The sequence below is a fragment of the Vibrio sp. Vb2131 genome, assembly GCF_033338535.1.
In the GTDB taxonomy this organism is placed as follows: Bacteria; Pseudomonadota; Gammaproteobacteria; order Enterobacterales; family Vibrionaceae; genus Vibrio; species Vibrio alginolyticus.
On sequence record NZ_JAWOSW010000001.1, the window covers coordinates 214260 to 239172 of the forward strand.

General features: G+C 44.2%; 18 protein-coding genes. 7 read left to right on the top strand and 11 right to left on the bottom strand.

Features of this window, described 5'->3' with window-relative positions:
* The first annotated feature begins 542 nt into the window (after window positions 1-542).
* The 6 genes from R7E38_RS00955 to sstT all read left to right on the top strand — a co-directional run bounded on the left by R7E38_RS00955 (window position 543) and on the right by sstT (window position 5977).
* Window positions 543-1460: a DUF368 domain-containing protein gene (locus R7E38_RS00955; RefSeq protein WP_017820124.1), complete on the top strand. Its 918-nt coding sequence runs from the start codon at window positions 543-545 to the stop codon at window positions 1458-1460.
* Window positions 1461-1703: 243 nt separating this feature from the next.
* Entirely contained in the window at window positions 1704-2129 is a 426-nt protein-coding gene (locus R7E38_RS00960; protein WP_025768641.1) for a hypothetical protein, read from the top strand.
* Between the two features lie 9 nt (window positions 2130-2138).
* Window positions 2139-2753: an SCO family protein gene (locus tag R7E38_RS00965; protein ID WP_005374827.1), complete on the top strand. Its 615-nt coding sequence runs from the start codon at window positions 2139-2141 to the stop codon at window positions 2751-2753.
* Window positions 2743-3051, top strand: coding sequence for a PTS transporter subunit EIIB (locus R7E38_RS00970; protein WP_226082746.1), 309 nt, complete (start codon window positions 2743-2745; stop codon window positions 3049-3051). The genes R7E38_RS00965 and R7E38_RS00970 overlap by 11 nt, the downstream gene beginning before the upstream one ends.
* A 275-nt stretch (window positions 3052-3326) precedes the next feature.
* Window positions 3327-4403 (top strand): ribosome small subunit-dependent GTPase A, encoded by a 1077-nt coding sequence (rsgA, locus tag R7E38_RS00975; RefSeq protein WP_226082744.1) that lies wholly within the window; start codon window positions 3327-3329, stop codon window positions 4401-4403.
* Between the two features lie 356 nt (window positions 4404-4759).
* On the top strand, window positions 4760-5977 hold the full coding sequence (gene sstT / locus R7E38_RS00980; RefSeq protein WP_005374821.1) for a serine/threonine transporter SstT: 1218 nt from the start codon (window positions 4760-4762) through the stop codon (window positions 5975-5977).
* A 65-nt stretch (window positions 5978-6042) separates the two neighbouring features.
* On the opposite strand, the gene pdxY is transcribed toward sstT, so the two are convergent.
* The 6 genes from pdxY to R7E38_RS01010 all read right to left on the bottom strand — a co-directional run bounded on the left by pdxY (window position 6043) and on the right by R7E38_RS01010 (window position 13479).
* Window positions 6043-6912 (bottom strand): pyridoxal kinase PdxY, encoded by an 870-nt coding sequence (gene pdxY / locus R7E38_RS00985; RefSeq protein ID WP_151515267.1) that lies wholly within the window; start codon window positions 6910-6912, stop codon window positions 6043-6045.
* Between the two features lie 101 nt (window positions 6913-7013).
* Complete coding sequence (locus R7E38_RS00990; protein WP_005374817.1) at window positions 7014-7202, bottom strand: AbrB/MazE/SpoVT family DNA-binding domain-containing protein; 189 nt, start codon at window positions 7200-7202, stop codon at window positions 7014-7016.
* Between the two features lie 147 nt (window positions 7203-7349).
* Entirely contained in the window at window positions 7350-8660 is a 1311-nt protein-coding gene (gene potE, locus R7E38_RS00995) for a putrescine-ornithine antiporter (protein WP_042522196.1), read from the bottom strand.
* Between the two features lie 61 nt (window positions 8661-8721).
* A complete protein-coding gene (gene speF, locus R7E38_RS01000; protein WP_176311362.1) occupies window positions 8722-10902 on the bottom strand; it encodes an ornithine decarboxylase SpeF in 2181 nt (726 codons plus the stop codon).
* A gap of 396 nt (window positions 10903-11298) precedes the next feature.
* A complete protein-coding gene (locus R7E38_RS01005; RefSeq protein ID WP_005374797.1) occupies window positions 11299-11745 on the bottom strand; it encodes a helix-turn-helix transcriptional regulator in 447 nt (148 codons plus the stop codon).
* Window positions 11746-12282: 537 nt separating this feature from the next.
* On the bottom strand, window positions 12283-13479 hold the full coding sequence (locus R7E38_RS01010; RefSeq protein WP_054578624.1) for a tetratricopeptide repeat protein: 1197 nt from the start codon (window positions 13477-13479) through the stop codon (window positions 12283-12285).
* Window positions 13480-14025: 546 nt separating this feature from the next.
* Here R7E38_RS01010 and pulA point away from each other — a divergent pair.
* Entirely contained in the window at window positions 14026-18015 is a 3990-nt protein-coding gene (gene pulA / locus R7E38_RS01015; RefSeq protein ID WP_318081639.1) for a pullulanase-type alpha-1,6-glucosidase, read from the top strand.
* A 99-nt stretch (window positions 18016-18114) separates the two neighbouring features.
* Here pulA and R7E38_RS01020 read toward each other — a convergent pair whose 3' ends face one another.
* From R7E38_RS01020 to lamB, 5 genes are all read right to left on the bottom strand, one after another.
* Entirely contained in the window at window positions 18115-19731 is a 1617-nt protein-coding gene (locus R7E38_RS01020) for an endonuclease (protein WP_017820116.1), read from the bottom strand.
* Between the two features lie 331 nt (window positions 19732-20062).
* Window positions 20063-21676 (bottom strand): alpha-amylase family glycosyl hydrolase, encoded by a 1614-nt coding sequence (locus R7E38_RS01025; RefSeq protein ID WP_213880200.1) that lies wholly within the window; start codon window positions 21674-21676, stop codon window positions 20063-20065.
* A gap of 120 nt (window positions 21677-21796) precedes the next feature.
* Window positions 21797-22315 carry a glycosidase gene (locus R7E38_RS01030; protein ID WP_225466189.1) on the bottom strand — a complete coding sequence of 173 codons (519 nt, stop codon included), beginning with the start codon at window positions 22313-22315 and terminating at the stop codon, window positions 21797-21799.
* 163 nt (window positions 22316-22478) lie between these two features.
* Window positions 22479-23309: a MalM family protein gene (locus tag R7E38_RS01035; protein WP_053307972.1), complete on the bottom strand. Its 831-nt coding sequence runs from the start codon at window positions 23307-23309 to the stop codon at window positions 22479-22481.
* Window positions 23310-23465: 156 nt separating this feature from the next.
* Window positions 23466-24686 carry a maltoporin LamB gene (lamB, locus tag R7E38_RS01040; protein ID WP_053307973.1) on the bottom strand — a complete coding sequence of 407 codons (1221 nt, stop codon included), beginning with the start codon at window positions 24684-24686 and terminating at the stop codon, window positions 23466-23468.
* Between the last annotated feature and the right edge of the window lie 227 nt (window positions 24687-24913).

Below are 24913 nucleotides of genomic sequence, written 5' to 3' on the forward strand. Positions count from 1 at the left end.
ACAAGGGTTGGCGTAACACGTCAGCCCTTTTTTATGACTGACAGAAAGAGAAGTGCAATTTGCAAAGCACGTAAGTAACGTTGTTCATATAAAAAAATAGCCAACCGCAATAATCGCGATTGGCTTATATTTAGTGTGAACAAATTGTATTCACTAACAACGTCAGTTGGCTAGGTGACCCTCGGCTTAAGAAGGGTCGAGCAGTATTATGCATTAATCATGCCAAAATGCAAAGGCTTATTTTTGGGCACAAGATCTCATATAAGCTGGATTTATTCACGCGCAAATTATCAAAATGCAACTTTATAATGCAAATTGCAATTGCATAATGCAACCAAGATTGATAATTGATAGTAGAGTTAATCATCTCAAAAATGTAAACCAAGCATTAAAAGCTCGTTACGGCGGCATTGTCTTTTGGCGGATAATAAAGATAGGCAATAGATTGGATATAAAACCAAGTAGTTACAGCACTATTTCATACTTTTTTCATCGCAATGTTTGTATACTCTCTGCCATCGAAACGACTTAGCATTAGAGCAATGAACTACTTAATTACTTTCTTCAAGGGAATCGCCATGGGTGCAGCAGATGTTGTACCTGGTGTATCTGGCGGCACCATCGCGTTTATCACTGGTATTTACGATACGCTGCTTGAAAGCATTCGACGCATTAACCCCTCACTTTTCTCTATCTGGCGAAAAGAAGGGTTTAAAGCCGCGTTTAATCACATCAACGGATTCTTCCTAATCGCTCTGTTTGCCGGCATTTTCACCAGTATTGCAACGCTAGCAAAGTTGATTACTTGGCTTCTTGACACACACCCGATCCCACTTTGGTCATTTTTCTTTGGTCTAATTTTGGTCTCTGTGTATCACATTATTCGTCAGGTTGAGCAACGCGATCTTGTCCGCTTTGTCATTCTGCTCGTTGGTGTCGGGTTTGCTTATAGTATTACTGTGCTCAAACCTTTACACATGGAACCAACGGCCATTAACACCTTATTCGCTGGAGCTATCGCGATTTGTGCGATGATCTTGCCGGGTATCTCTGGCAGTTTTATTTTGCTGCTGATTGGCATGTATGCTCCTGTATTAGCCGCAGTGAAAGGTTTTCAAGTCGATACATTAGCGCTATTTTTGTCTGGCTGCGTGATCGGTTTACTGTCCTTCTCTCACTTATTGTCGTGGTTACTACGCAAGTTCCGTGATTTCACCCTGATGTTTTTGACTGGATTAATGATTGGTACGTTGCCAAAGATTTGGCCATGGAAAGAAACCATCACTTGGCGCACCAATTCGAAGGGCGAGCAAGTGCCATTGCTACAGCACAACCTATCACCATTTGAATTTGAACACGTGACATCACAACCTTCTCAGTTAGTACTTGCTGTCGTGATGATGCTTGCAGCCATTGCTCTGGTTTTGGGTCTAGAGAAATTCGCAGATTCAGATAAATAACTTTGGTATCAAACACATACTGAACCAAATAAAAACGGAGCCAATTGGCTCCGTTTTTATCTATTGGCTAAGGGCAAAACATCTCAATTGAAAACTCTGCTGTATTTGATGCAATAAAGTCCGTCGCGTTACTAAGAAGCTGGTCACCGAGGTATAACGCACAATTTACCGAGGTCACGAGTTGGCGAGCGGCGCATCTGTGCTACGATGCTCGTAATGTTAAGTGATAAATGCTGAACCTTAATGAAACTGTTACAAATCGCCGCTGTTTCAGCCGCATTAGTTGCGGGATTTTATGCCCCGACTCTAATAAAAAGCTTTTCTTCTTCCACTCAAAGCAAGTCAATAGATGAATACTGCTTTCTCTCTACAACCTCTTGCGTCCAAGAAAATGTTACGATGACGCTAAACTCAGAAACTGCTCAACCCTTGGTTCCTACCACTCTAAATGTTGAGTGGCATACAAGCGATGCTAAGCAACTCATCCTAAGTCTTTCAGGAAGAGAAATGGAGATGGGTGAGCCTAAGTTTTTACTGAAGCAAATCGCTCCTGGCCAATATCAAGGTGACATCATTCTCCCGGTTTGCACGGAGGATGCAATGACTTGGGTTGGTGAACTCAGTGATGGAGAGAATACCGTTTACCCTGCTATAAAAATGCAAAGATAAGGAATCGTTATGAGCCGCAATTGGTCCCTATTTCTCGTAGCTGCTTTCGCACTCGGATTTGGCGTAAAGAGCTATTTAGATAATCAGAAAACGAAGCCAGAGCAAGTGGACAGTTCCACCTCTCAACAAACGGTATTGTTTGGGGAAAATAACCAAGCCGTCAATATCTTCGATGTGAATGACCCTCGCATCCGAGTCGTCTATTTTGGCTTTACTCGCTGCCCAGACGTTTGCCCAACTTCTCTTGCAATGCTGGCAGGAGCACTGAATCAAATTGACGACGCGCAAAAAGCACAACTACGCCCGATGTTCATTTCTTTAGACCCAGAGCGTGATGAGGCCGATGCATCAGCAAAATATGCCCATTACTTCCATCCAATGATTGAAGGCCTATCGGCACCACTTGATGTAACGACACCTTTGGCACACAACTATGGTGTCATTTTCCGCAAGACAGAATTGGAAGGCTCGGAACTAAAATACACGCTGGATCATAGCTCTTACTTTTACTTCTTGAAGCCGGATGGCACGTTAATCACTAAAGTACCGCATACGCTCTCACCGGCACCGATTGTTGAAGCCATTTCAAAACTAACGACCGAAGACTCTTCAAATGACGGTTAAGTCAGTGCTGAAGCAATTTTTCAATTTCCTAACTCATACCAACCCCAATGTCGAACAAGACGTCGATACGATCATTGACGCCATTGGGGGCATAGAGAACCTGCTAGAAACTGGTGCATGTGCGACTCGGCTGCGTCTTACCCTCAGAGCGACGTCCGTCATCGATAAGAACGCACTCAAGAATCATGGCGCGCATGGCGTCGCGATATTGGATGATCGTCATGTCCAAATCATATACGGCTTAAAAGCCAACACGTATTCGCAGATTATGGAAGAGCGCATCACAAAACAAAGTTAATATTTTTGCAGTATAGCTACCCTCTTTAAAAAAGGGCGGCTATACTCTTTTGGCTTAATTAACTCACTTATTTATTAACCAACGAAGAGGACACAAGATGATTGTATTGAATAACACTAACTGGGCATCGCAAGGGTAACCCTAACAGCACCAACTCTGTGGCATAGCCACAACTCCCCTTCTCTGCCCGGTCTTCACCGGGGTCAACTCTATCCGAATTAGACCCTAATGCGATTTGTATTAAGGCGCTTTGTTGCGTCTGGGATAATTCAATAATGAATCAAACACATACTTTTTGTGACACATTAGTTTCAACTTCAAACCCTCTAAAACAATTGGGTTGGAAACCATTTTTTCAGCAACAACTGACATTAGACGATTACGACAACACTATCTTTGCTCGTGTAATTGCGCATCACCGAAGTGGTTATTTATTGGCAACAGAAACTGGGCAAGTTCATCTTAATGCCCACCATTCTTTACCCAATATGACCGTCGGAGACTGGGTAATCTTAAATGAAGATCAGCAATTTGTTCGCTTACTGGATCGCTTGAGCCTCTTTAGCCGCAAAGCCGCTGGCAGCAAAGTGGTAGAGCAACTTATCGCAGCCAATGTGGATACAGTGTTTATCGTCTGTTCCCTTAACGACGACTTCAATTTAAGTCGTATTGAACGCTATCTTGCCTTGGCTCATGAAGCCGAAGTCGAACCCGTCATCGTGCTTTCCAAAGCCGATTTGTGTGACAATACTGATGAACTAAAAAGCCAAGTACAGAAGCTCGACCCTCTATTAGCTATAGAGACAGTCAACGGCTTAGAAATAGAGAGTGCTTCTAAACTCATGACCTGGTGCAAAGAAGGACAAACCCTCGCTTTTATCGGTTCTTCAGGCGTTGGCAAATCAACTCTTGTTAATGCATTACTCGGGCAACAAGAACAGGCAACTGGGCATATTCGTGAAGACGATAGCAAAGGTCGACATACAACTACATCGCGCTCTATCCATCTATTACCTGATGGCGGCATCTTGATTGATACTCCGGGAATGCGCGAGCTTCAACTAGCAGATTGTGAATCGGGGGTCAGTGAGGCGTTTTCTGACATTGAGGCTCTCGCTCAGCGTTGTCGCTTTGGCAATTGTAAGCACCAAACTGAGCCGGGTTGCGCAGTTCAAACTGCGATTGAAAATGGCAAACTGGAAGTTCGTCGTTTCAATAACTATCAAAAACTAACGCGAGAACAAGCCTTTAACGGCGCGACTTTGGCAGAGCAACGAGCACAAAGTCGACAATTCGGTAAACTTGCTCGCAATGCCATGAATGATAAGCGCAGGCGCCAACAAAGTTATTAATTTGTTGCGTTTGAGTTGTCAATAAAATCAAAGGAGACGAAAGTCTCCTTTTTAACAACTTTATTAAAAACCATTACTCATAACTAATGATAATTTTCAACATAAAAATCTTATTTAAATAACATTGAGCAAACATTTAATCCAAAAACAAACTAAAACTAGACACAAAATATTACCAAGCTAAGATATGTGATATTCAGCAAGAAAATGGCTGAATTTATAAAAACAGGATAATTGATAATCATGTGTCTTAGTGACCAGAAGCAATGCTCACCCCTTGCAATACAAGGGCATTATCGCCGTGTAATGATGGACTATTGCCCTGCCACTCTGGCATAAAATTGCAGGAATGATGTATGCAACACAACAGCCTCGTTGCCCGATATGCTCGTGGTAACCTCGTCGTCCAGATCCTTGTCGGTATCGTCTTTGGTATTTTGCTCGCGACAATTTCTCCAAGCCATGCCGAAAGCGCGGGATTAATTGGTAGCCTTTTTGTCGGTGCGCTTAAAGCGATCGCGCCAATTCTTGTGTTTATTTTGGTTGCCGCTTCAATTGCAAACCAAAAGAAAAACCAACACACTTACATGCGCCCAATCGTTGTACTGTACCTGATGGGTACATTCTTCGCGGCGCTATCAGCAGTGGTTCTAAGCTTCCTTTTCCCGACCAATTTAACGCTTGTCACCGGCGCTGAAGGTGCAACGCCTCCTCAAGGTATTGCTGAAATTCTACGCACACTGTTGTTTAAACTGGTCGATAACCCAGTAAATGCACTAGTAGAAGCAAACTACATCGGTATTCTTGCTTGGGGTGTGGGTCTGGGTCTTGCACTACACCACGCATCGGCAACAACGAAGGCCGTATTTGAAGATCTAAGCCACAGCGTGTCTCACATTGTGCGCTTTATCATTCGTCTTGCACCATTTGGTATCTTTGGCTTGGTTGCTTCAACGTTTGCGACAACGGGCTTTAGCGCACTAGCAAGCTACGCACACCTTCTGGCGGTTCTTCTTGGCGCAATGATGATCATCGCACTCGTTGTAAACCCAGCGATCGTGTTCGTTAAAACCAAACAAAACCCTTACCCACTTGTATTCCGTTGTCTACGTGAAAGTGGTGTAACTGCGTTCTTCACTCGTTCAAGTGCGGCGAATATTCCAGTAAACATGGCACTATGTGAGAAACTAAAACTGGACGAGGATACATACTCAGTATCTATCCCTCTAGGTGCGACCATCAACATGGCTGGTGCTGCAATCACTATCACAACACTAACGCTTGCAGCTGTGCACACTATGGGTATCGAAGTTGATCTACTGACTGCGCTACTTCTAAGTATTGTAGCTGCGGTTTCTGCATGCGGCGCATCAGGTGTTGCAGGTGGCTCTCTACTACTTATCCCTCTAGCGTGTGGTCTGTTTGGTATCTCAAACGACGTAGCCATGCAGGTTGTAGCCGTTGGCTTCATTATCGGTGTGATTCAAGACTCTGCTGAAACTGCGCTAAACAGCTCAACAGACGTTGTCTTTACGGCAGCAGTTTGTAAATCAGAGCAGCAAAAAGCTCAGTAAGACTGACAGAACAAATAGAAAGGGGAGCCGATGATGGCTCCCCTTTTTTGTTTAATTGCGCTCAATTATGCGGTGACCAGAGCCACTTCTTCAATCGGGAAGTGTTTGCTTGGTTCAACAAACTCTTGCTGCGCAGCAATAGTTTGCAGCTCCCACTCACCCGCATGGTACGTTGCACTCAACACCCCGTAACACGCGTCATGACAATGTTGGAAAGCTTGCTTAGGAGACCAGCCTTTTAAGAGTCCCGCGGTAAAGATAGCTGAAATAAGATCGCCCACGCCGACAGGTTGTTTAGCAAACTCAAATTGAGGACGCTTCGCAAGGTAAATGCCTTCTTGCGTAGCCAATAGCATGTTAAAGCTGCCATTTTCTAGGCAGTAAAGGTGCTTAACTAGCACCACTTTTGGACCTTTCTCTAGCGCACGTTGGCATGCGGTGATCGCATCGTCTAATGAGTGGATTTCCATCTCAGCAAATTGACTTAGCTCGAATTGGTTCGGAACGATCACATCCGCCATTGGCATCAAACGCGTTAGAAGATTTTCAGCAATGCCCGGAGCCACAATGCAGCCTTTGTCTGGCGCGCCCATCACAGGATCGCAAACATAAAGTGCGTGCGGGTTCGCTTGCTTCACTTTCGTCACGGTATCTTCAACAGCAAGGCACTGCTCTGCGCTACCTTGGTAGCCCGTCAATACCGCTTGGCACTTTTCCAGTGCGCTGATGTTACCAAGGCCACGAACTAACTCGCTGATGTCTTCAGCCGCAAACGCTCGCCCAGTCCAGCCTTCTTGATACTGCGTGTGGTTAGAAAATTGAACGGTATGAATCGGCCATACTTCGAAGCCCATGCGTTGCATTGGGAAAACGGCACTGCTGTTACCAGCATGACCAAAAGAAACATGAGATTGTATAGAGAGGATACCTTGCATAGTACCTTACCTCTTATTGTAGTTATCGATAGTTCAAAGACAGCGGCAAGCGCCAGTTTTGCGAAACCAGTAGTGTATCCGACAAACCAAGATTCTCTAACTCAATTCTCCTCAATATCTTCAGAGTAAGTTGGAGCGTTGGTTTTCAACACCATCTTCTTAATTTCCATTTTGTCTTTATTCAGTGCGATTTCTAGGGTATCTCCTTCCCTTATCCCGAGCTGAGCTAGGATTACGCTTGGAATGACTACGGCGGTGTCGTCACCGATTTTAACAGGTTGACTTATCATCTTTCGTCCTTCAAATGTCGAAAATGAGTTTTCACGTCATTGGATGTCTAGCCTCAAATACATTAAGCTGACTTGGATTTGGCGTAAATGCCTAAAAACAAAGAGCCTTCCACACCGCGTTTGGGAAGGCTCTTTCTGTATTATTTTTTAATTTGCTAAAGGCTCATGCTTCGCAGCAATCAGACCGTAAGCACTCCAGCCTAGGAAGGTTACGATAGAGCCCCACATCATCGCTTCGTAGCCAGAGCCGTAAAGCGCATAGAAGCTGTACAGAGAGCCAATCAGAGCGATAACGTTGGTGGTTTTCATCTCGCGCTCTGGCACGTGCGCCACTTGCTGCATAATAAAGATTGCGCCCATACATAAGATGTAAGGAATAACGTTTGTTACTACCGCTAGGTTAACCAGTGCTTCGAACTGCTCGTTCAGCGTTGGAGAAATCGTCATTAGAGACAATACTGATTGGATGATAGTAATCGCGATCATACCTTTGATCGGTGTGCCGCGTTTGTCCACTTGAGAGAACAATTTAGGGAAGAAGCCCGCATCAGAAGACGATTTGAACACTGACGCGATAGTGAATTGCCAACCCAATAGAGAGCCCGCACAAGCCAATACCGCCATACCCGCAACCACTTTACCTGCTGCTGAGCCAAGCATCACAGACCATACGGTTGAGAATGGTGCGGTAGAAGCGGCAAGCTCAGAGTTTGCAACGATACCAGAACAGATGTTTGTCGATACAATGTAAACCACAGCCGCAATTAGCGTACCGCCTAGCACTGCGATTGGTACGTTCTTCTCTGGATTTTCTACTGCTTCAGAGTTCGCACAAGCTGATTCAAGACCAAGGAATGCCCATAGAGTCATCGCAATAGAAGCACTCACCGCTTCACCAAATGGCAAGCTGTGTGGGTTCCAAGCTTCAATGTACATGGTTGGGTTAAACCAGAACCAACCAACAATACCCAATGAACACACTGGTAGGATTACGCCCCACACGGTGAATGTACCAATTTGACCTGTGATTTTCGCACCACCGAAGTTAGCGAAAGTACAAATCCAAAGAATGGCGATGGTGTACAAACAGGTTTCGACCGGAGATAGGGTCACTTCAAAGAATGCGGAGCCGTAACCCACACAAGTAATCGCGATCGCAATATTCGCAATAAGGAGCGACAAACCGTAAGTCCAGCCCGCCATAAATGCACCCGATTTACCGAATGCATAAGACGCGTAACCGTTCATACCACCGTCACGTTTACTAAAGCGACCACATTTTGCGAACACGTAAGCCAACGCCAAAGAGCCCGCCGCCGTGATCAGCCAAGACAACACAGAAATGGTGCCCACTTGCGCCAGTTTACTTGGCAGCATGATGATACCGGAGCCAGCCATATTGATGAACGTCAGAATGGTTAACTGCACCACCGACATTTTTTTAGTTTCAGTACTCATAAATTATTCTCCACGAATAAGCGGTTCGCACCGACGCCGGAGCGTGGTGCGAACGGGTAGATTAATCTTTTAGGACATAACAATGTGCGGTAGTGCGACCGTTAACATCTTCAAGGTACACACCTTGAATTTCTGGCGCGAAGCCTGGGAAGCGGTTAATGCCTTCTTCTAGAGATAGGAAGTAATCCACCACCTGTTGAGTCCAGACTTCACCAGTGATCACACAGATAATGCCTGGAGGGTAAGGAAGTGCACCTTCAGCGGCTACGCGGCCCACGGCCTCTTTAAGTGGTAGGTAATTGCATTCACCACGGAAGTATTTGCGTGTTGCTACGTCAGGTTTGTGAACCATTTGTGGGAAGTACTCGCTGCGGAACATCGCTTTTTGTAACTGTTTCACGTTCAGCTCTTTGTACATGTCATGCATTTCCTGACATAGCTGACGGATGGTGTAGCCACGGTAGCGTTCTTTATTCGCTTCGTAGACGCTTGGAAGTACGATACTTAAAGGGGCATCATCACGGATGAATTTTTCGAATCGGTTAATTTGAGCTACAAGGTGACGGATCTTACCCATATCTTCCGCAGGAGTGAGTAGGAACAAGATAGAGTTCAAGTCACACTTCTCAGGGATGATGCCGTTTTCACGAAGGAAGTTCGCCAATAGCGTTGCAGGAATACCGAAATCTGCATAGCTGCCGTCTTCTGCAATACCCGCAGTAGTTAGCAACAATTTACATGGATCAACGAAGTATTGACCTTCACCGTAACCTTCAAATTTGTGCCAGCTTGCGTTTGGCTCAAACATGAAGAATTTCTTGTTCGTTGCTATCACGTCAGTGTCGTAGCTGCCCCAAGGTTGGCCTTCGACTTCATCTGGAATGAACGGACGAATCAATTCACAACTCTTAAGGATTTCTTTACGCGCTTCGATACCTGTCTTAACCGCATCGCGCCATAAACGCAGACCTGCTTCGCCGTCGTGGATCTTCGCGTTCACATCAAGCGCAGAGAACAGTGCGTAGAATGGTGAAGTCGATGCGTGCATCATAAACGCGTTGTTAAAGCGTTTGTGGTTACAGTAACGAGCTTGACCTTTGATATGGCGGTCTTTTTTGTGGATTTGCGATGTTTGAGAGAAGCCAGCTTGTTGTTTGTGAACAGACTGAGTCACGATCACACCTGCGTCTTCTGGTTTCAAATCCAGCAGCAGTGGTGAACAGTCTTTCATCATAGGGATGAACTGCTCATAACCAACCCACGCAGAGTCAAACAGGATGTAGTCACAAAGATGACCTATCTTATCCATTACGTAGCGAGCGTTGTAGATAGTACCGTCGTAAGTACCAAGCTGGATAATAGCAAGACGGAAAGGACGTTCATCGCGTGCACGTTCTGGGTCCACTTTCGCGATTTGAGCACGAATGTATTCTTCATCGAAACAGTGTTCATCCATACCACCGATAAAGCCCCAAGGGTTACGCGCCGTTTCTAAGTAAACTGGCATACCACCCGCTTGGATTAACGCACCGTGGTGGTTCGATTTGTGGTTGTTACGGTCGAACAGTACCAAATCACCTTCAGTTACCAGCGCGTTACACACCACTTTGTTTGAAGCAGAAGTACCGTTGAGTACGAAGTAAGTTTTGTCCGCGTTAAATACTTTTGCAGCGTGCGCTTGCGCTTGGTGTGCAGAACCTTCGTGGATCAGCAAGTCACCTAAATCCACGTCCGCGTTACACAAGTCACTACGGAACAGGTTTTCGCCAAAGAAATCGTAGAACTGTTTACCAGCTGGGTGTTTTTTGAAGAACTGACCACCTTGGTGTCCCGGACAGTCAAACGCTGAGTTACCCATCTCAACATAGTGCGTTAATTGCTTGAAGAAAGGAGGAAGAAGACGACATTCGTACTTGGTTACTGCTTCATTGATTTGACGACAGTAGTACTCAATAGATTGTCTTTCTAAATCGATAACGCCAGTTAGCCAAACGTAATCTTCTGCCGAAACTGGGTTTTCATCCGTTACTAAGAAAACTGGAATACCGTAACCCGTTTCAGAAATCATTTTATGCAGACCTGCTTTAATGTCTGCTGAAGTAATAATAGCCGCACCAACGTCGGTTAATTCAACTTGCTCTAAAGGTTGTAAATGACGATTAAATTGTTCATCTAAAGACTCAGCTAATAAACTGAAGTCTTCTGGCATGTAATTACTAACACCTATAATTAAACTTTTCATTTGGAATATCTCTTTTTTGTTCTTTAAAATTGACAAGTACAGATATTACAAACTAAAACGATATTTAAAATTCAAAAAACAAATTTCGTGATTAAATTTTCACATTTAAAAGACTTATTTCCTCTAATTAAAATTTCGCGACCTTCATCACTTTCCAATTGATAGTCCAATGATATTGAAACCAGAATTAAAAGGAAAAATAATTAAAAATTGTGTGACCACAACCATTATTGTTAGAAATAAAATATCAAGAAAATAATTTTTTGAGATGTCCATCACTATATAATTATTAGGAATAATAAATGTTTTAATTTTAACTAAATTTAAACACATAATAAAAAAGCCATCAACACATGTATTGATGGCTTTTTACTTTAGGTGCAAAGGAAACATAATTCAATTAAATAAATGACTATCTAGTTTGACTCCATCATTCGACCATTGCTGATAACGTTTTACAGACATGCCTGACGAGTACATAGTGTGTTTACAATCCATGCACTCGACAAAATACAAGCCACTCATGCCAGCCATAACGTGCAGTCTACGGCTATCGCAACGCTTGCAGGACAAGCGTTTTACTTTGGTATTGACGTCAATACGACGAGCAAAGTTTAACGTTTCATGAGAACATAAAGCATCAACAGCACTATCTTTAAATGGATGTTCACTCAACAAGTAATTAATGGCGTAATCATACACCGGGGGGATTGAAGATTTTCCACTTTCAATATTACTTATTTTAGCGACGGAAACACCTAATAAAGAAGCGAACTCAGCCTTACTGTACTCTAAGATAAACCTTGAAGAGATAAATTTATCTGCACTAATGATTCTCAACATACACAAATCTCTAATATAAATAAAAACAGAGATAAAAAATTATCTCTATTTATTATGAAACATGTAATGAAAAAGTTACTTTCTAGTGTAATTCTGCATATTAACTATGCTATTTTATTTTTACGTTATCTTGCGCCTAATTAATCATAAAATCAATAATCAACACCTAAATATAAAAGAACAATTTAAGATTTATAATACATTTTTTAATTTACATTATTAGATAAAGTAATGAGTACTATTCACCTATAAATCGGGGCATCAAGTATTGCTCTTCAATCATTATTACTATCAATTGAAAAGTCTTGATCTAAGCCCAATAGCGGAAGTAAATAAAGAGGGAAAAACCTCTTTTTTAAGGTAAACAGATCCCATCTTAGTTAAGTACTAAAAATATGTTGAAAAATCGCATAAATAGTATGCACATCAGTAAAATGACTGCTTAAGTAAGTTTACATTCTGTTGTCGTGACTGATAGAGATACTGGCAAAAGAGCAAAAGAAAAGCCTCAATCTTGAGGCTTCTGGATAAGATAGGTTATGGTTGAAGGAAGTTTTGAGTGAAATCGAGCGCCTCTTTAGAAAGTTTTTTTTCGTTGGGCGATGTGCTTGCCTGACCTTCTGCTGTTACCGTTGTCATGTTAGGCTGAAAATCTAGTGTTGATGCCTCCTCCCAAGCCTCGGAGGCTTCTTTACTCTCGTCATTCAACACCGCATTGAGCTCCTCTTCCGCAGGAAAATACGCTTCGCGTTTGTACACTTTGTTAAGGGCTCGAATAATAGAGTGCTTTCTCACCATTCCTGATGCCAGCTTTCTTTGCAACGGCTTCGCTATGGACTGCAATCCAACGACAACATCAACACCAATATTGGTTGCCACTTCATCACGCAACGTACGTGCAGGTTGGTAGCCCATATTGGCAGCAAGAAACAGCCAAACGTAAGCAATTGCATTACCCGTTTTACCTTTATCCTTCCACGCTTCGCCAGCATGATACATCGCTTTAGCACTGCCACCTTCCGCGGCCCGTTCCAGCCAGTAGCAACCTTTAACCATGCTTTTTTCTGTACCAATGCCATTTAGGTAACATAAGCCGACTTGGATCTTGCCATCTGCACTGTCTTTTTCCGCCGCTTTCATAAACCAGTAAAGCGCATCTGCACTGCGTCCTGCACTATTGTCTGGTGAAAGCTGCCATTCCCCCATATAAATCATGGCATCAATGCAGCCTTCTTCGGCGGCAGTTTCAATCAGTTGGTTACCTTTTGGGATATTTTTTTCAGTTCCTCGACCAAAGACCAAGGCCTTGCCCGTCGAAAATTTCGCTTCGGTATCCCCTTCCATTCCCGCAATTGCGGTACGCCAGAAGTTTGCCTGCTCTTTTAAAATCACATCTTCGCGCATGCGTTCACTTAAGCGAACAATGCCGTACATCCCCGTCACATTGTCCAGTTTAGCGGCTTTATCATACCAATACAGCGCTTGACGAATGTTGTCCTTTTCGGCTTCTTTCGCTAGAAATAAAATGGTGGGGATATGCCCAGTTTCGGCTTTGAACTCTCGCTCTTTACGCTCTTGCTCTCGCGCTTTATGCATCGCCTTTCGATAAGCGGCTTCGCGAGCTTTCCTCTCTGCCTCGAGTCTTTGTTTCCGCATCGACAACGAGATCATCCACACAAATATCAGGACGAGTGAAAGGCCAGTTGCCGCAATGGCAATGCCCATACTACTCATAAATAGCCTCTTTTGGTTTCAGGGCCCAATTCAACTCCCTTTCAGGGAAATCTTATGATTATGCGCCGACATAACGCCGACTACCTTCATTATATAACGACCACTTAGCGAAAATCTGAAGCTTGCTAAGACTTAATGGCGGTATTTTATTCAACATCACTGCAACTTATTTTTAAAAGAAAAATATGGCCCTCATTTTTATAGAACTTAATCACGGTTTTGGGGCTGAGATATTCTCATCCCCTATCATCCCCCCTTACTCCTCCCATAAAAATTCACATTTTAATGATGTGCAGAATCTCTCACTATGCGCCTGTTTTATTATTTAATTTGTGAACAAAATCGACTGTGACAGAAAATTTGCACCTGTAAAAAACTTAACAGCCTGCTCTCACATTTTGCTGATGATTCAGTGTATTAGCATCTAATTGAACATTTCCTTTTTTGGCATCTGCCTTTCTAGCGTGTGCAAAACCTTCTTGATGATTGAGTCAGCGAAGGCAGCGCGCAGCTCAATATCAATTCAATAACAATGGATTTGTAAACGTGGACAATAAGACATTTAAATTATCAACAATTGCCAAAACCGTACTGCCTTTGATTTCCGTCGCGGTAATCAGCGGTTGTGGTAGTGATAGCACGAACGAAGATACGACGACCCCTGGCTCAGGCTTGTACCCTGCGGGAGAGAACGAAGTCGTCATTTATTACAAACGTGACGTAGCATCAGCTTCAACAGCCAGTGACTACGAAGGTTGGGGCTTGCACCTATGGAACGGTGAGGGCTGTACCAGCACAGATTTAGACGCAATGGGCATTCCGGGAACAGGAACGGATTGGTCTGCGCCACACCCATTCGATGGCATCAACGACACCTACGGTGCTTACTACGTACTGAAAATAAATCCAGACGCCTCTGACCCACACGAATGCATGAACTTCATTCTGCACAAAGGTGATGAGAAAGCGTTCGGCAGCGCAAACTCAAAAGTAGAGTTGACGAAAATCGGCGAATCGAAAGGTTTGTTTGGCTTCCACGGCAGCAGTGAGCTTTACTACGAGCCAATCGAAGAACGCCCTGTTGATATTGATGGTCAAAAAGCGCATTGGTTAGACGCCAACACCATCGCGTGGGAAGCGGCGGCCAATGCGGATTCCATGAAGCTGTTCTACAGCCTTAGCAATGACATCAAAATGGATGAAGATAAGCAAATCTCTGGCGGTACAGCGGTTGAGCTGACAAAGGCTGGTGAGTTGTCTGATGGTCTGAAATCACGCTTCCGTCACCTTGCTAACCTTCAAGCTGCGGGTATCGATGTCGATGACGCGACCTTGCGTACGATCCTGAAGTCACAAATCGTTATGGTGGCTTACAACGCAAATGGTGACGTCATTTCTGCAACTGAAGTGCAAAAACCGGGCGTTTTGGATGCGGTGTTTGCCGATTCCAAGGCAGGTAACGCGATCGGTCAAGAACTCGGTGCGATTGTGGAAGGCGGTGCCGCAACCTTCAAACTATGGGCACCAACTGCCCAAGATGTTGATCTGATAATCTACGATGAAAACTTAGCAGAAGAAGCGACCGTTGCCATGACGGAAGACCCAGCAACAGGTATCTGGGTTTCTGAGGCACAAAGCAACGTTGTCAACAAATACTATCGCTACCAAGTTAAGGTATACCACCCAACAACTGGCGTCGTTGAAACGCGTTTGGTAACAGACCCATATTCAATGAGCTTGTCTAAGAACTCACGATACTCGCAAGTGGTTGATTTAGATGATCCAAGCTTAATGCCTCAAGATTGGAAAAACTACGCACGCCCAACGGTTAAAAAAGACGAAGACCACGTCCTTTACGAGTCACACATTCGTGATTTCAGCTTTAACGACAGCAAAGGCACACCAAGTCTTGATGGCAAATATCTGGCGCTTACAGAACCTGAGCGTGAGTCTGTATCTCACTTACAAGCTTTAAAAGATGCTGGCCTAACAACGCTACATATCTTGCCAGCATTTGATATTGCAACCGTGGATGAAGACGCTGACAAGCGAGTCGATATCACCGACACCGTGGGTAAACTTTGTGGCATCAAGCCAGAAGCCTCCATTTGTGAGACCGAAGATGACGGCAAAGTGATTGAAGAGGTATTAAATAGCTACGACCCAACAACGGGCAAAGCACAAGCGTTGATGAACGATCTTCGCATGCTAGACAGCTTCAACTGGGGTTACGACCCTTACCACTACACCGTGCCAGAAGGCAGTTATGCGACCGATCCTAACGGGTCTAAGCGTATTCTAGAGTTCCGCGAAATGGTTCAAGCGACGCATAAAATGGATCTGAAACTGGTCATGGACGTCGTGTACAACCACACAAATGCATCTGGTGTGAACGAAAAATCAGTACTGGATAAGATTGTCCCTGGGTACTACCACCGCCTAAACGTCAACACTGGCGGAGTCGAAAACTCAACCTGTTGTGATAACACCGCAACCGAGAACTTGATGATGGGTAAACTAATGGTTGACTCATTGATGGTATGGGCGGATGACTATAAAGTCGATGGTTTCCGTTTTGACCTTATGGGCCACCAGCCGAAAGATGTGATGGTTTACGCACTTGAAAAAGTCCGTGAAATTGACCCGAATACCTTGTTCTACGGCGAAGGTTGGGACTTTGGTGAAGTCGCGCAAAACGCTCGCTTCGATCAGGCGACACAAGTCAACATGGCGGGGACAGAAATCGGTACTTTCTCTGATCGTCTGCGTGACGCAGTTCGTGGCGGAAGCCCGTTTGATGGCGGTGTAGATTCTGAAGGTAAGCACCCACTTCGCTTTAACCAAGGCTTTGGTAACGCCGCTTATCCTAACGAAGAAACCAAAACTGACGCAGAATCGGTGAATGGTCGTTTACACAACCAAGATCTGGTTCGTCTAGGTATGGCTGGTAACTTGGCTGACTACATCCTTCTTGATTACAAAGGCGAAACCAAACTGGGTAAGAACGTTGATTACAATGGTGCGCCTGCAGGCTACACAAAAGTGCCATCAGAGAACATCTCTTACGTGTCTAAGCACGACAACCAAACATTGTGGGATAACAACGCCTACAAGATTGCGACTGGCACTTCATCTGCCGAGCGTGCACGTATGCAGGCTGTGTCCCTATCAACGGTGATGCTTGGTCAAGGCATTCCATTCATCCACATGGGTTCTGAGCTATTGCGCTCTAAATCCATGCAGCGCGACTCGTACGATTCTGGTGACTGGTTCAACCGTGTATTCTTCGACGGAAGCGACAATAACTGGAACGTTGGCCTACCACGTGAAGACAAAGACGGGGCAAACTGGGAGCTGATCAAAACCATCGTTGGTGACAGCACGGCGAAACCAGATTCAACCGACATCGAGCTGACTAAGCAACAATTCCTAGAGCTACTAAAAATCCGTAGCACAAGCGAACTATTCCGCCTAGATACCGCGCAAGAAGTGATGAACCGTGTTGACTTCCGCAACGTAGGGAAAGACCAAGTGGAAGGCTTGATTGTGATGTCTATCGACGATGGTACATCAGCGGGTGCCGATTTAGATTCGAACTACGATGCTGTCGTGGCGGTTGTGAACTCAACATCAACTGAGAAATCTTTCAAAGTTGCCGGCGCAACTGGTTTCGAGTTACATGAAGTTCAACAAAACTCTGCGGATGACATCGTGAAAGGTGCAAGCTTCACCAATGAAACCTTCACAGTACCAGCACTGACAACAGCGGTATTCGTGCAGCCACAAAACGGCGCGCAAGGTGCTGGCCTACCAGTAAACACGGATAACAAAGACGTATCGAGTATTCCTCCTTACGGCGAAACCGTTGTTTACGTGAAAGGCACGATGAACGATTGGTCTGATAGCAGTGATTGGGCGATGACCTTTATTGGCAACGGTATGTACTCTGTAACTGGCGTTCTTGAAGCTGGTGAACACGAGTTCAAATTCGCGGACTCTGGTTGGGCAAATCCAAACATCGGTTGTGATGCTGCGAATATAGCTTCTGGTTCACTAGAATTAGGTTCAGAAGGTAACTGTAAGCTGTCTGTTGCTGAAACAGGTAAGTACAACTTCACTCTGAACGCGCTACATGTTCAAGATGAAAGCGTAGAAAAACCGGTCGTGTCAGTGACCAAGTCAGCAGATGCACCAACATTCGGTGAAACAGCACTTTACTTACGTGGCACTATCACTACATGGGATGCTCCAGCACAAGACTCAACAGCGAAGTTCAGCTATGTTGCAAATGACGTTTATTCGCTAGACATTACCCTAGCGGCGGGCAACTACGAGATGAAAGTTGCGAGCGCAGACTGGGCAGCAGACACCAACTTCGGTGGTGAAGGCAGTGTTGAGCTTGGTAAAGCGCTGACGATGGAAGCCGGTGGCGGTAGCGCAAACCTAAAAATTGCGATTGCAGAAGCAGGAAACTACAACTTCCACTTCAATGCGGCTGACAAGTCGGCGCCAATCGTGACGGTAACGAAAAACTAGTTTCATTTAAAAACATCCGTAATGAAAAAGGGGAAGCATCACGCTTCCCCTTTGTTTTGTTGGCGTCACTAAATGGTGGATACCAAAATCAAAAAGGTGTTAGTTTCCCCAAATCTGTTCAACAAACTCAGGATGATCAATGAATGGATTACGATTGCCCTGAAAATCAAACACTTGTTGATTGCGGTTTCGTTCTTTTTCACTAACGGGATCATTTTTGTGCCAACGTTTCAGCATGTTTAACATCCAAGGTTCAAAAACCGTTGAACTTGAACCATCAAGGACAGCATCCGCATTGCTTGAATTGCCTTCCCAGTTACCTACAACATTTTCATAGCGGGTTGCCATGTAGAAATAAGCACGGGCGAAGTCGCCCTTAAACTCATCAATCGGCTCAAACACCGTACCGGAGTAGCCCAGACTAGTGCTTGCTTGTCCAAGTTTAGAGCCATTACTAGACACGTAGGTCGCGGTGCCCACTTCACCAAATGGCCAATTACTGCGCTTCGCGTTTACATAACCATCAGTTGCAAACAAGTGATGACCGTCTGAGTTCATCGGCTCAACCTTACCGCCAAACCAGCTTTTCGGAAAAGAGTGCTCACGGTTGTAGCAATCCCCTTCCGTTTTGTATTGGCCACATTGGTCTGTGACTTTGGTAAAGCTTACTGTATCGCTAGCAGATGGCTTTTCAGAATACATATCGAGAATAGAGCCATCATTTTCGTAATAACGATCAATATCGGCATCTTTTACCAAGGTCCAGACCGCAGAATAGCCTCGGCTGGAGTGATTATTGATAATGTTAAACAACGCTGTTTTTAGAGCGTATCCCGTCTTACCAGATGCCGCTTGATAGTAACCATCAACCACTGGTGGGGTCGTGGTTGAGTCACCTAACGTAAAATCGGTGGTTTCACTTTTCGAGAATTCAGCGCCAGAAGCAAGAGTCTTATCTCCCTCAGTCAGCGTGTACGACCCCGCGCCACTGCCACAACAAATGCCGTCACCATACTCGTCTTGAATCGTGAATTGGTAGTTACCGTCAGCTAAGCACATGCTCTTTTCAATGGTGATTGCTGACTCATATCCCTGACCAGAAAACAGTACTTCAGCTTGGTTGTTTTTTAACGTCCAGCTAGTTTCTGAACCATAATTATCGGTTGTGAGAGTCAAGACCACTTGGTGATCACTACAACTTTCTACAGGAGGTTGTGTACTCGTCTCAGTCGGTTGAAAATTATCGACGTAGACAACTTCTGAGCCATCAAAACTGGCTTCATCGTAAAAACGCAAACCGACGTTGATGGTCTTGTTCGAGCTCGCTGTGTAGTTGTGCGCGAGCTCTTGCCACTGGTTTATCTGTTGTGGGTTCGAGTAATTGTGATAACCATCAACCACCAGACGTGCTTTTACATTTCCTTCGGTATGATAAACCGAGACAGAAAACGGATAGGTTTTCCCTTGCTCCACATTAATGGTTTGCAAAAAGTCGGTGTTGCTTTGGGTACCTGTATTCACGACGACCTGGGCAGCCAGGCCGCCCGATTTGATTTGTTCGCTGCTTGGCGACACTGTAATGCCCGCGTCAATCTCTGACCACTGCGTAGGTACATTGCCATTCCACTGTTCAAAGTCACCGTTGATAATTTGGCTATATGCAAACGGAGAGCTAACAGCAGCAAGGAGACAGAGGGAGTTCGTTATGGATTTCATTATACTTTTCCATTAGTTATATAAATCCCAAACACGATAAACATATTAGTGGGGCATAAGTAATCCTTCAGTCACATTTTTACGTTGCACAAGTGTTAATTTACTTTTTAATGTGCAGCTTATCTCACAAATATTCACCTGCTGAAAACAAACGCCAATACAAAAAGCGAAGCAACTTGTTGGCTACATCATCGTAAAACCATTAAGGGAAAAGTAAAACAGACAGAAAAAAGCCAAGTGTGCGCCTATGGGGGTCAGCAACAACACTTGGCTTGTTTATAAGAAAGCTTGTGGTCAGCTCAACTGGTGAGCATCAATTCTGGATAATTCCTTAAGGTTTTACCGCAAAGAATCGTCCTTGTAGTGGCGACATCAGAATCTGATATTGACCATTGCTCGGAGTAATTTTTTCATTCGTGAGCAAATCCACCAACTCACCAGTACCAACACTCTCCTGAGTAAGAGTGACGCTTCTAGCGCTCTCTAAGGTATTTAGCGCAAACAAGACTTTGTCCGAACCAGATTGTTTCAAGTCCACATAACTGCCGTTACTCGCAACTAAATTCGTGCGTGACCCCTGATAAAGTGCAGGATGCGCATCGCGCATTGTCATCAGCGATGTCACATAAGATTTGAGATCGGCTTGGTTTGCATCAAGCGTCGCCGTCACGCCTTCAATTTTCGCACTACTGCGCGCAACGTGATCATCGCACAAACCTTGAATGGCGCAGGTGCTGTTGTCTTCTTTTGCGGCAAAACCATCCACTTGATCCCCGATTTCATCACCGTAGTACAACGTGATTGGCCCGGTGTACGCCGCTTGGAAAGCAAACGCGGCTTTATGGCGTAACCAATATTCTGCATCATTCACATCCGCCAAGTTTCCGCGCTGTAACAAGTCACCAAAGCGCACTAAATCATGGTTGCCGATCATCAAATTCGGCTGCGCATGTGTTGGATATTGGTTGTGTGTGCTGTAGCCGTTGTCTAACCAATCCGCACCGCGACCACCCACGCCGCTCTCATTCACGGCCAAAGTTTCAACGATGCGATATCGCATAGGGAAGTCAAACGCAGAGCACAATGCTGGATCGCTGTTCGATCCATACGCCTCATTCGCGATTTCAGACTCCCCTTTCCAAATCTCTGCCACCATATAGCCCAACGGATTCACTTGTTCGCCTTTGCTATTGGTGTACGTCACACTTTGTGAGGCTTCATCGACGGCTTTACGAAGTTGTGTCCAAGCGTCTGTCGGAACTTGATAGGCTTGATCTAAACGCCAGCCGTCAATCTTCAGTTCTTTGATCCAATACGTTGCCACTTCTTTGTAGAAATCGAGACTGGCCGGGTAATCAACGGGATTGCTCGATCCCGATGGCAACAAACCGGAGGGAGATGGTTTGATCAAACCATCTTTGTGATGACCAAATACACCATCAAAAAACACGTATAAGCCGCGTTTGTGCGCTTCATCGACCAGGGTTCTCGCCGTTTCTAAATCACCAAAACGTGGATCAATGGTGAAGTAATCCGTTGCAAAGTAGCCCGTGGCATCCAGACGATCGGCCCAGTGTTCTTGGCCCGCTATCGCTTCCGATTCAAAAACTGGCGTCAACCAAATCGCATTCATCCCTAAATCTTGGATGTAATCGAGTGAATCAATCACTCCTTGCAAATCGCCGTTATGATGGCTGGTGCCATAACCTGTACCGTGACCAATGCTCGCATCACCATCCACAAAACTCTCTACCATGATTTGATAAGTACGAAGTTGGTTACTTTGCGCCATGACATTGGCTTGGCAAGCATAACTGGTATCCGGTAGCGGAGTGCTGCTATTAGTGTCGCCACCACCAGAAGAATTACACGCAGATAAAGCACCAATCACACTTAACGCAAGCAACGAGCGAGACAGGTGATGGTTACGTAGGGTATTACGCATTTTACTCTCCCTAACTTACTCAAATAAACTAATGACATTTGAGTAATAAAATTAACCCCGACATTTGTTTCATGCAGGGGTTAATAAATAAAAATAGATTTTAAATAACTGAATGGAATATTATTGGCACTTATTTACCATAATTGAATAAGGTGAGCCATCATCTGTAAATTCTAAACTCCAAAGATATTTACCAGGCTCTTTAATTTCTAGTTTTGTATCTGTACCGTAACCACCGTAAGTCAGTTCATTTAATTGTCCGACCGATAATTTTTTACCTTTGGCAGTAAACTGTGGTTTCCATTGTTCAGCGGCATACTGCATTTTATAATTACCTGAAATTTCATCGGTAATCACTTGATAGACATTGTTCCCCTTATAGGTCAGCTTGCGCTCGGCAGTGTGCTTCCAATCTGCATTTGGGAAACTACCTACAACAAAAATGTCTTTAGACAATGGGCCAGATTCGGCTGAATCCGGCAAACTACAATTTGTCATCATATCAATCTGCGTGCTCGTAAACGCAACCGCATTATTTACTTCACCTTGGGTTGTATTTTCTGATGATGTGGACGAGCAAGCAGACAAGATAGACACAGCAGCTAAAGTACATGCTGTATTTATAATTATTTTTTTCACGTTATATCCTTATTTTTATTAGACCAAGTACTAATTAAATTAGAACATATATATTATGGATCGAAATAAAATAAATTTTAAATAGGAATAATATAATATGTAAAAAAGATAACTAAATGCGTAATAAAAAAGCCGACTATCTTAGCCGGCTTTTTAAAATTATCTATTTACTATTAACTGCTTTTACAAATACTTCTTGCGCACCTTCAATTCCTAACGCTTTTGCTTCATCAAGTAAGCTCAGAGCTTTAGGGATATCATCTGCTTTTACGGCCGCTTTAATTGCGTTGTGGTAGTAAGTTTGTGTTTCAGGCTGTACTGATTCAACCGCCTTAGCCGCAATTGGAGCCGCCGCTGGTTCATTACTTGATGTTCCGATTGAGAAGAAACTCACACGGTCAATCGAGACTTCAATCTTACCTGTATCACTGTTAGGAATTGGAATATCTTTTACTTCTGGTAAGTAGTTACCTCTCCCCTCAGCGTCCAAACGCGCGGGGTGAATCACTTCGGTAAACCCGCCAAGGTCGGCTTTATCTGTATAAATAATAAGATAAACAGAATCTAATCCCGTTGGGGGGAAAAAGTCTTTTTCGGCAGCCAAGCGATTACCAAGATGCAGGCGAGGTTTTTTGTACTCAAATTCAGTTTTATCATAATTTTCGAGCTCTCTACCATTTTTATCGACAATAACTGCTCTTGGTACAAAAGCCGTCTCTTCGATTAGACTGGTGATTTTAATAGCAAACTCACCACGATCTGCTGGAAGCTCAAACACAGCGACACGGCTATCGATATTCTGATACTTCAGAACTTGGCTTTGAGCAGTGATATCAATAATGGCAGAGCTAGGAAGCTTCATTTTTACCGATTGAAGTTCAGAGAGTGTGTCAACTTGTTGCATTTGAGCAACTTGAACTTGTTCGATAACTTCAGTGGATTGGCAGCCAGCAAGCGCTACACATCCACTTAACATGAGGGCACGGAAGTACATACTTTTTCCTTCTAGTTATTTTTCTAAAGGTTTTGGCACTAAAGCATCTTAGAGTGACTTTAATGAAACGTCTAACTTTTCAATAACCCTTAGAAAAATAGCCGACTGATGTCGGCTATTTGACTAGGACAGCTAGATAACTAAGAGTTTATTTGATTACCACCAAGCCTCAGCTTGAACACCAAATACGAACTCTGTATCGTCACCGTTGAACGCATTGTCATTTTCAGTATCTAGCAAGTAAGTTCCGTATACACGTAGTTCTGGACGAGCCCAGAAGCTGTCACCCATAGCCCAAGCTTGAGCAACTGTGAATTTAGCATTACCAAAATCTTCTTTTGCTAGGCCACTATCTGCGATTTTCTCACCAGAGTTGTAACCCGCTTCGAATACTGTGCGCATTGTATCGTTCCACTTGTACATAGGACGAACAACTACAGAATATTGATCAATATCGAAGTTTTTACCTGTGTAAGCGCCAGCAGCTTGACCACCAATGTCGCTACCTGATAGGTAAGCAAGTTGGTGACCCATTTCCCAGTTCTCAGCTAGGTTCATTACACCCCAGTTGATCAAACGGAAGCCTGATGCATCATTAAATGCCTCTGTACCTCGCGCGTAATAAGCACCAGATCCCCAGAAGTTAGCAGCTTGAACACCGTAACCATTTGTACCGTATTGAAATACTGTTTGGTTAAAACCGTTACTCATACCTTGATGGATAATCGCAGACGCCAATACGCCGTCATCCGCTTCTTCTTTTGCATCGTTAGAATCTGTCGCAAAGTTGTAAGCAACAGCCAACTCAAGAGCAGCATTATCCCAAAGGCCGATGTTCGCTAAACGAGCATCAAAGATGTAACCCGTTGAATCTGAAGTTTCACCATCTTGAATCAATGCTAGAGATAGTTTTTGGTTGCCTACTGAGAGGTTTTCGATACCACCACCAGTACCAGAAGTGTTTAGGAAATAGAAATCAGTGATGTGGATATCTTTACGCTGGTAGTAAGTTTTACCAGCCCACATAGTTGCGTCTTTATCAGAAGCAATCAGACCTTTAGCTTTTACAGCAAACTGAGCAACGTTAAAATCAGCATCTTCCCAACCATTCGCACCAGGAGCACCAGAAGCAATCATAGATTCGATACGCCAAGTCTGGTCACCCATTTTCAACTCTTCCGCCAAACCAAACTCAGAGTAGTTATCGTCTTCGTTACCCAGACGACCAATACCAAATTTGTTTACAGCAAGGTCACCATTACCATTACCGCTGATACCAGTACCAGCGCGCATGTAACCGTTAAAATCCACTGCAAACGCAGAACCAGCAGCTAAAGTTGCAGCAACAGCAGCAGCAATTACACTTACTTTTTTCATTCTTAACTCCATTAAGGGTATTTATAATTCTGTCTTCCCTGCTCACTCTTTTAGGTGAATATAGGCAGTAAAAACACACCTAAAGAAAGAGAGGTAAGATGGGAACGAATCCCCGTTTGTTTCAACAGTTGTGAGATTACCCGAGGCGTACAAGGATGACTTCCTCCGCCCTAAACTAATTTAAGGGGGATGAGAAGGGAGTAGAAAATTTACCGAATGGTGTTTTT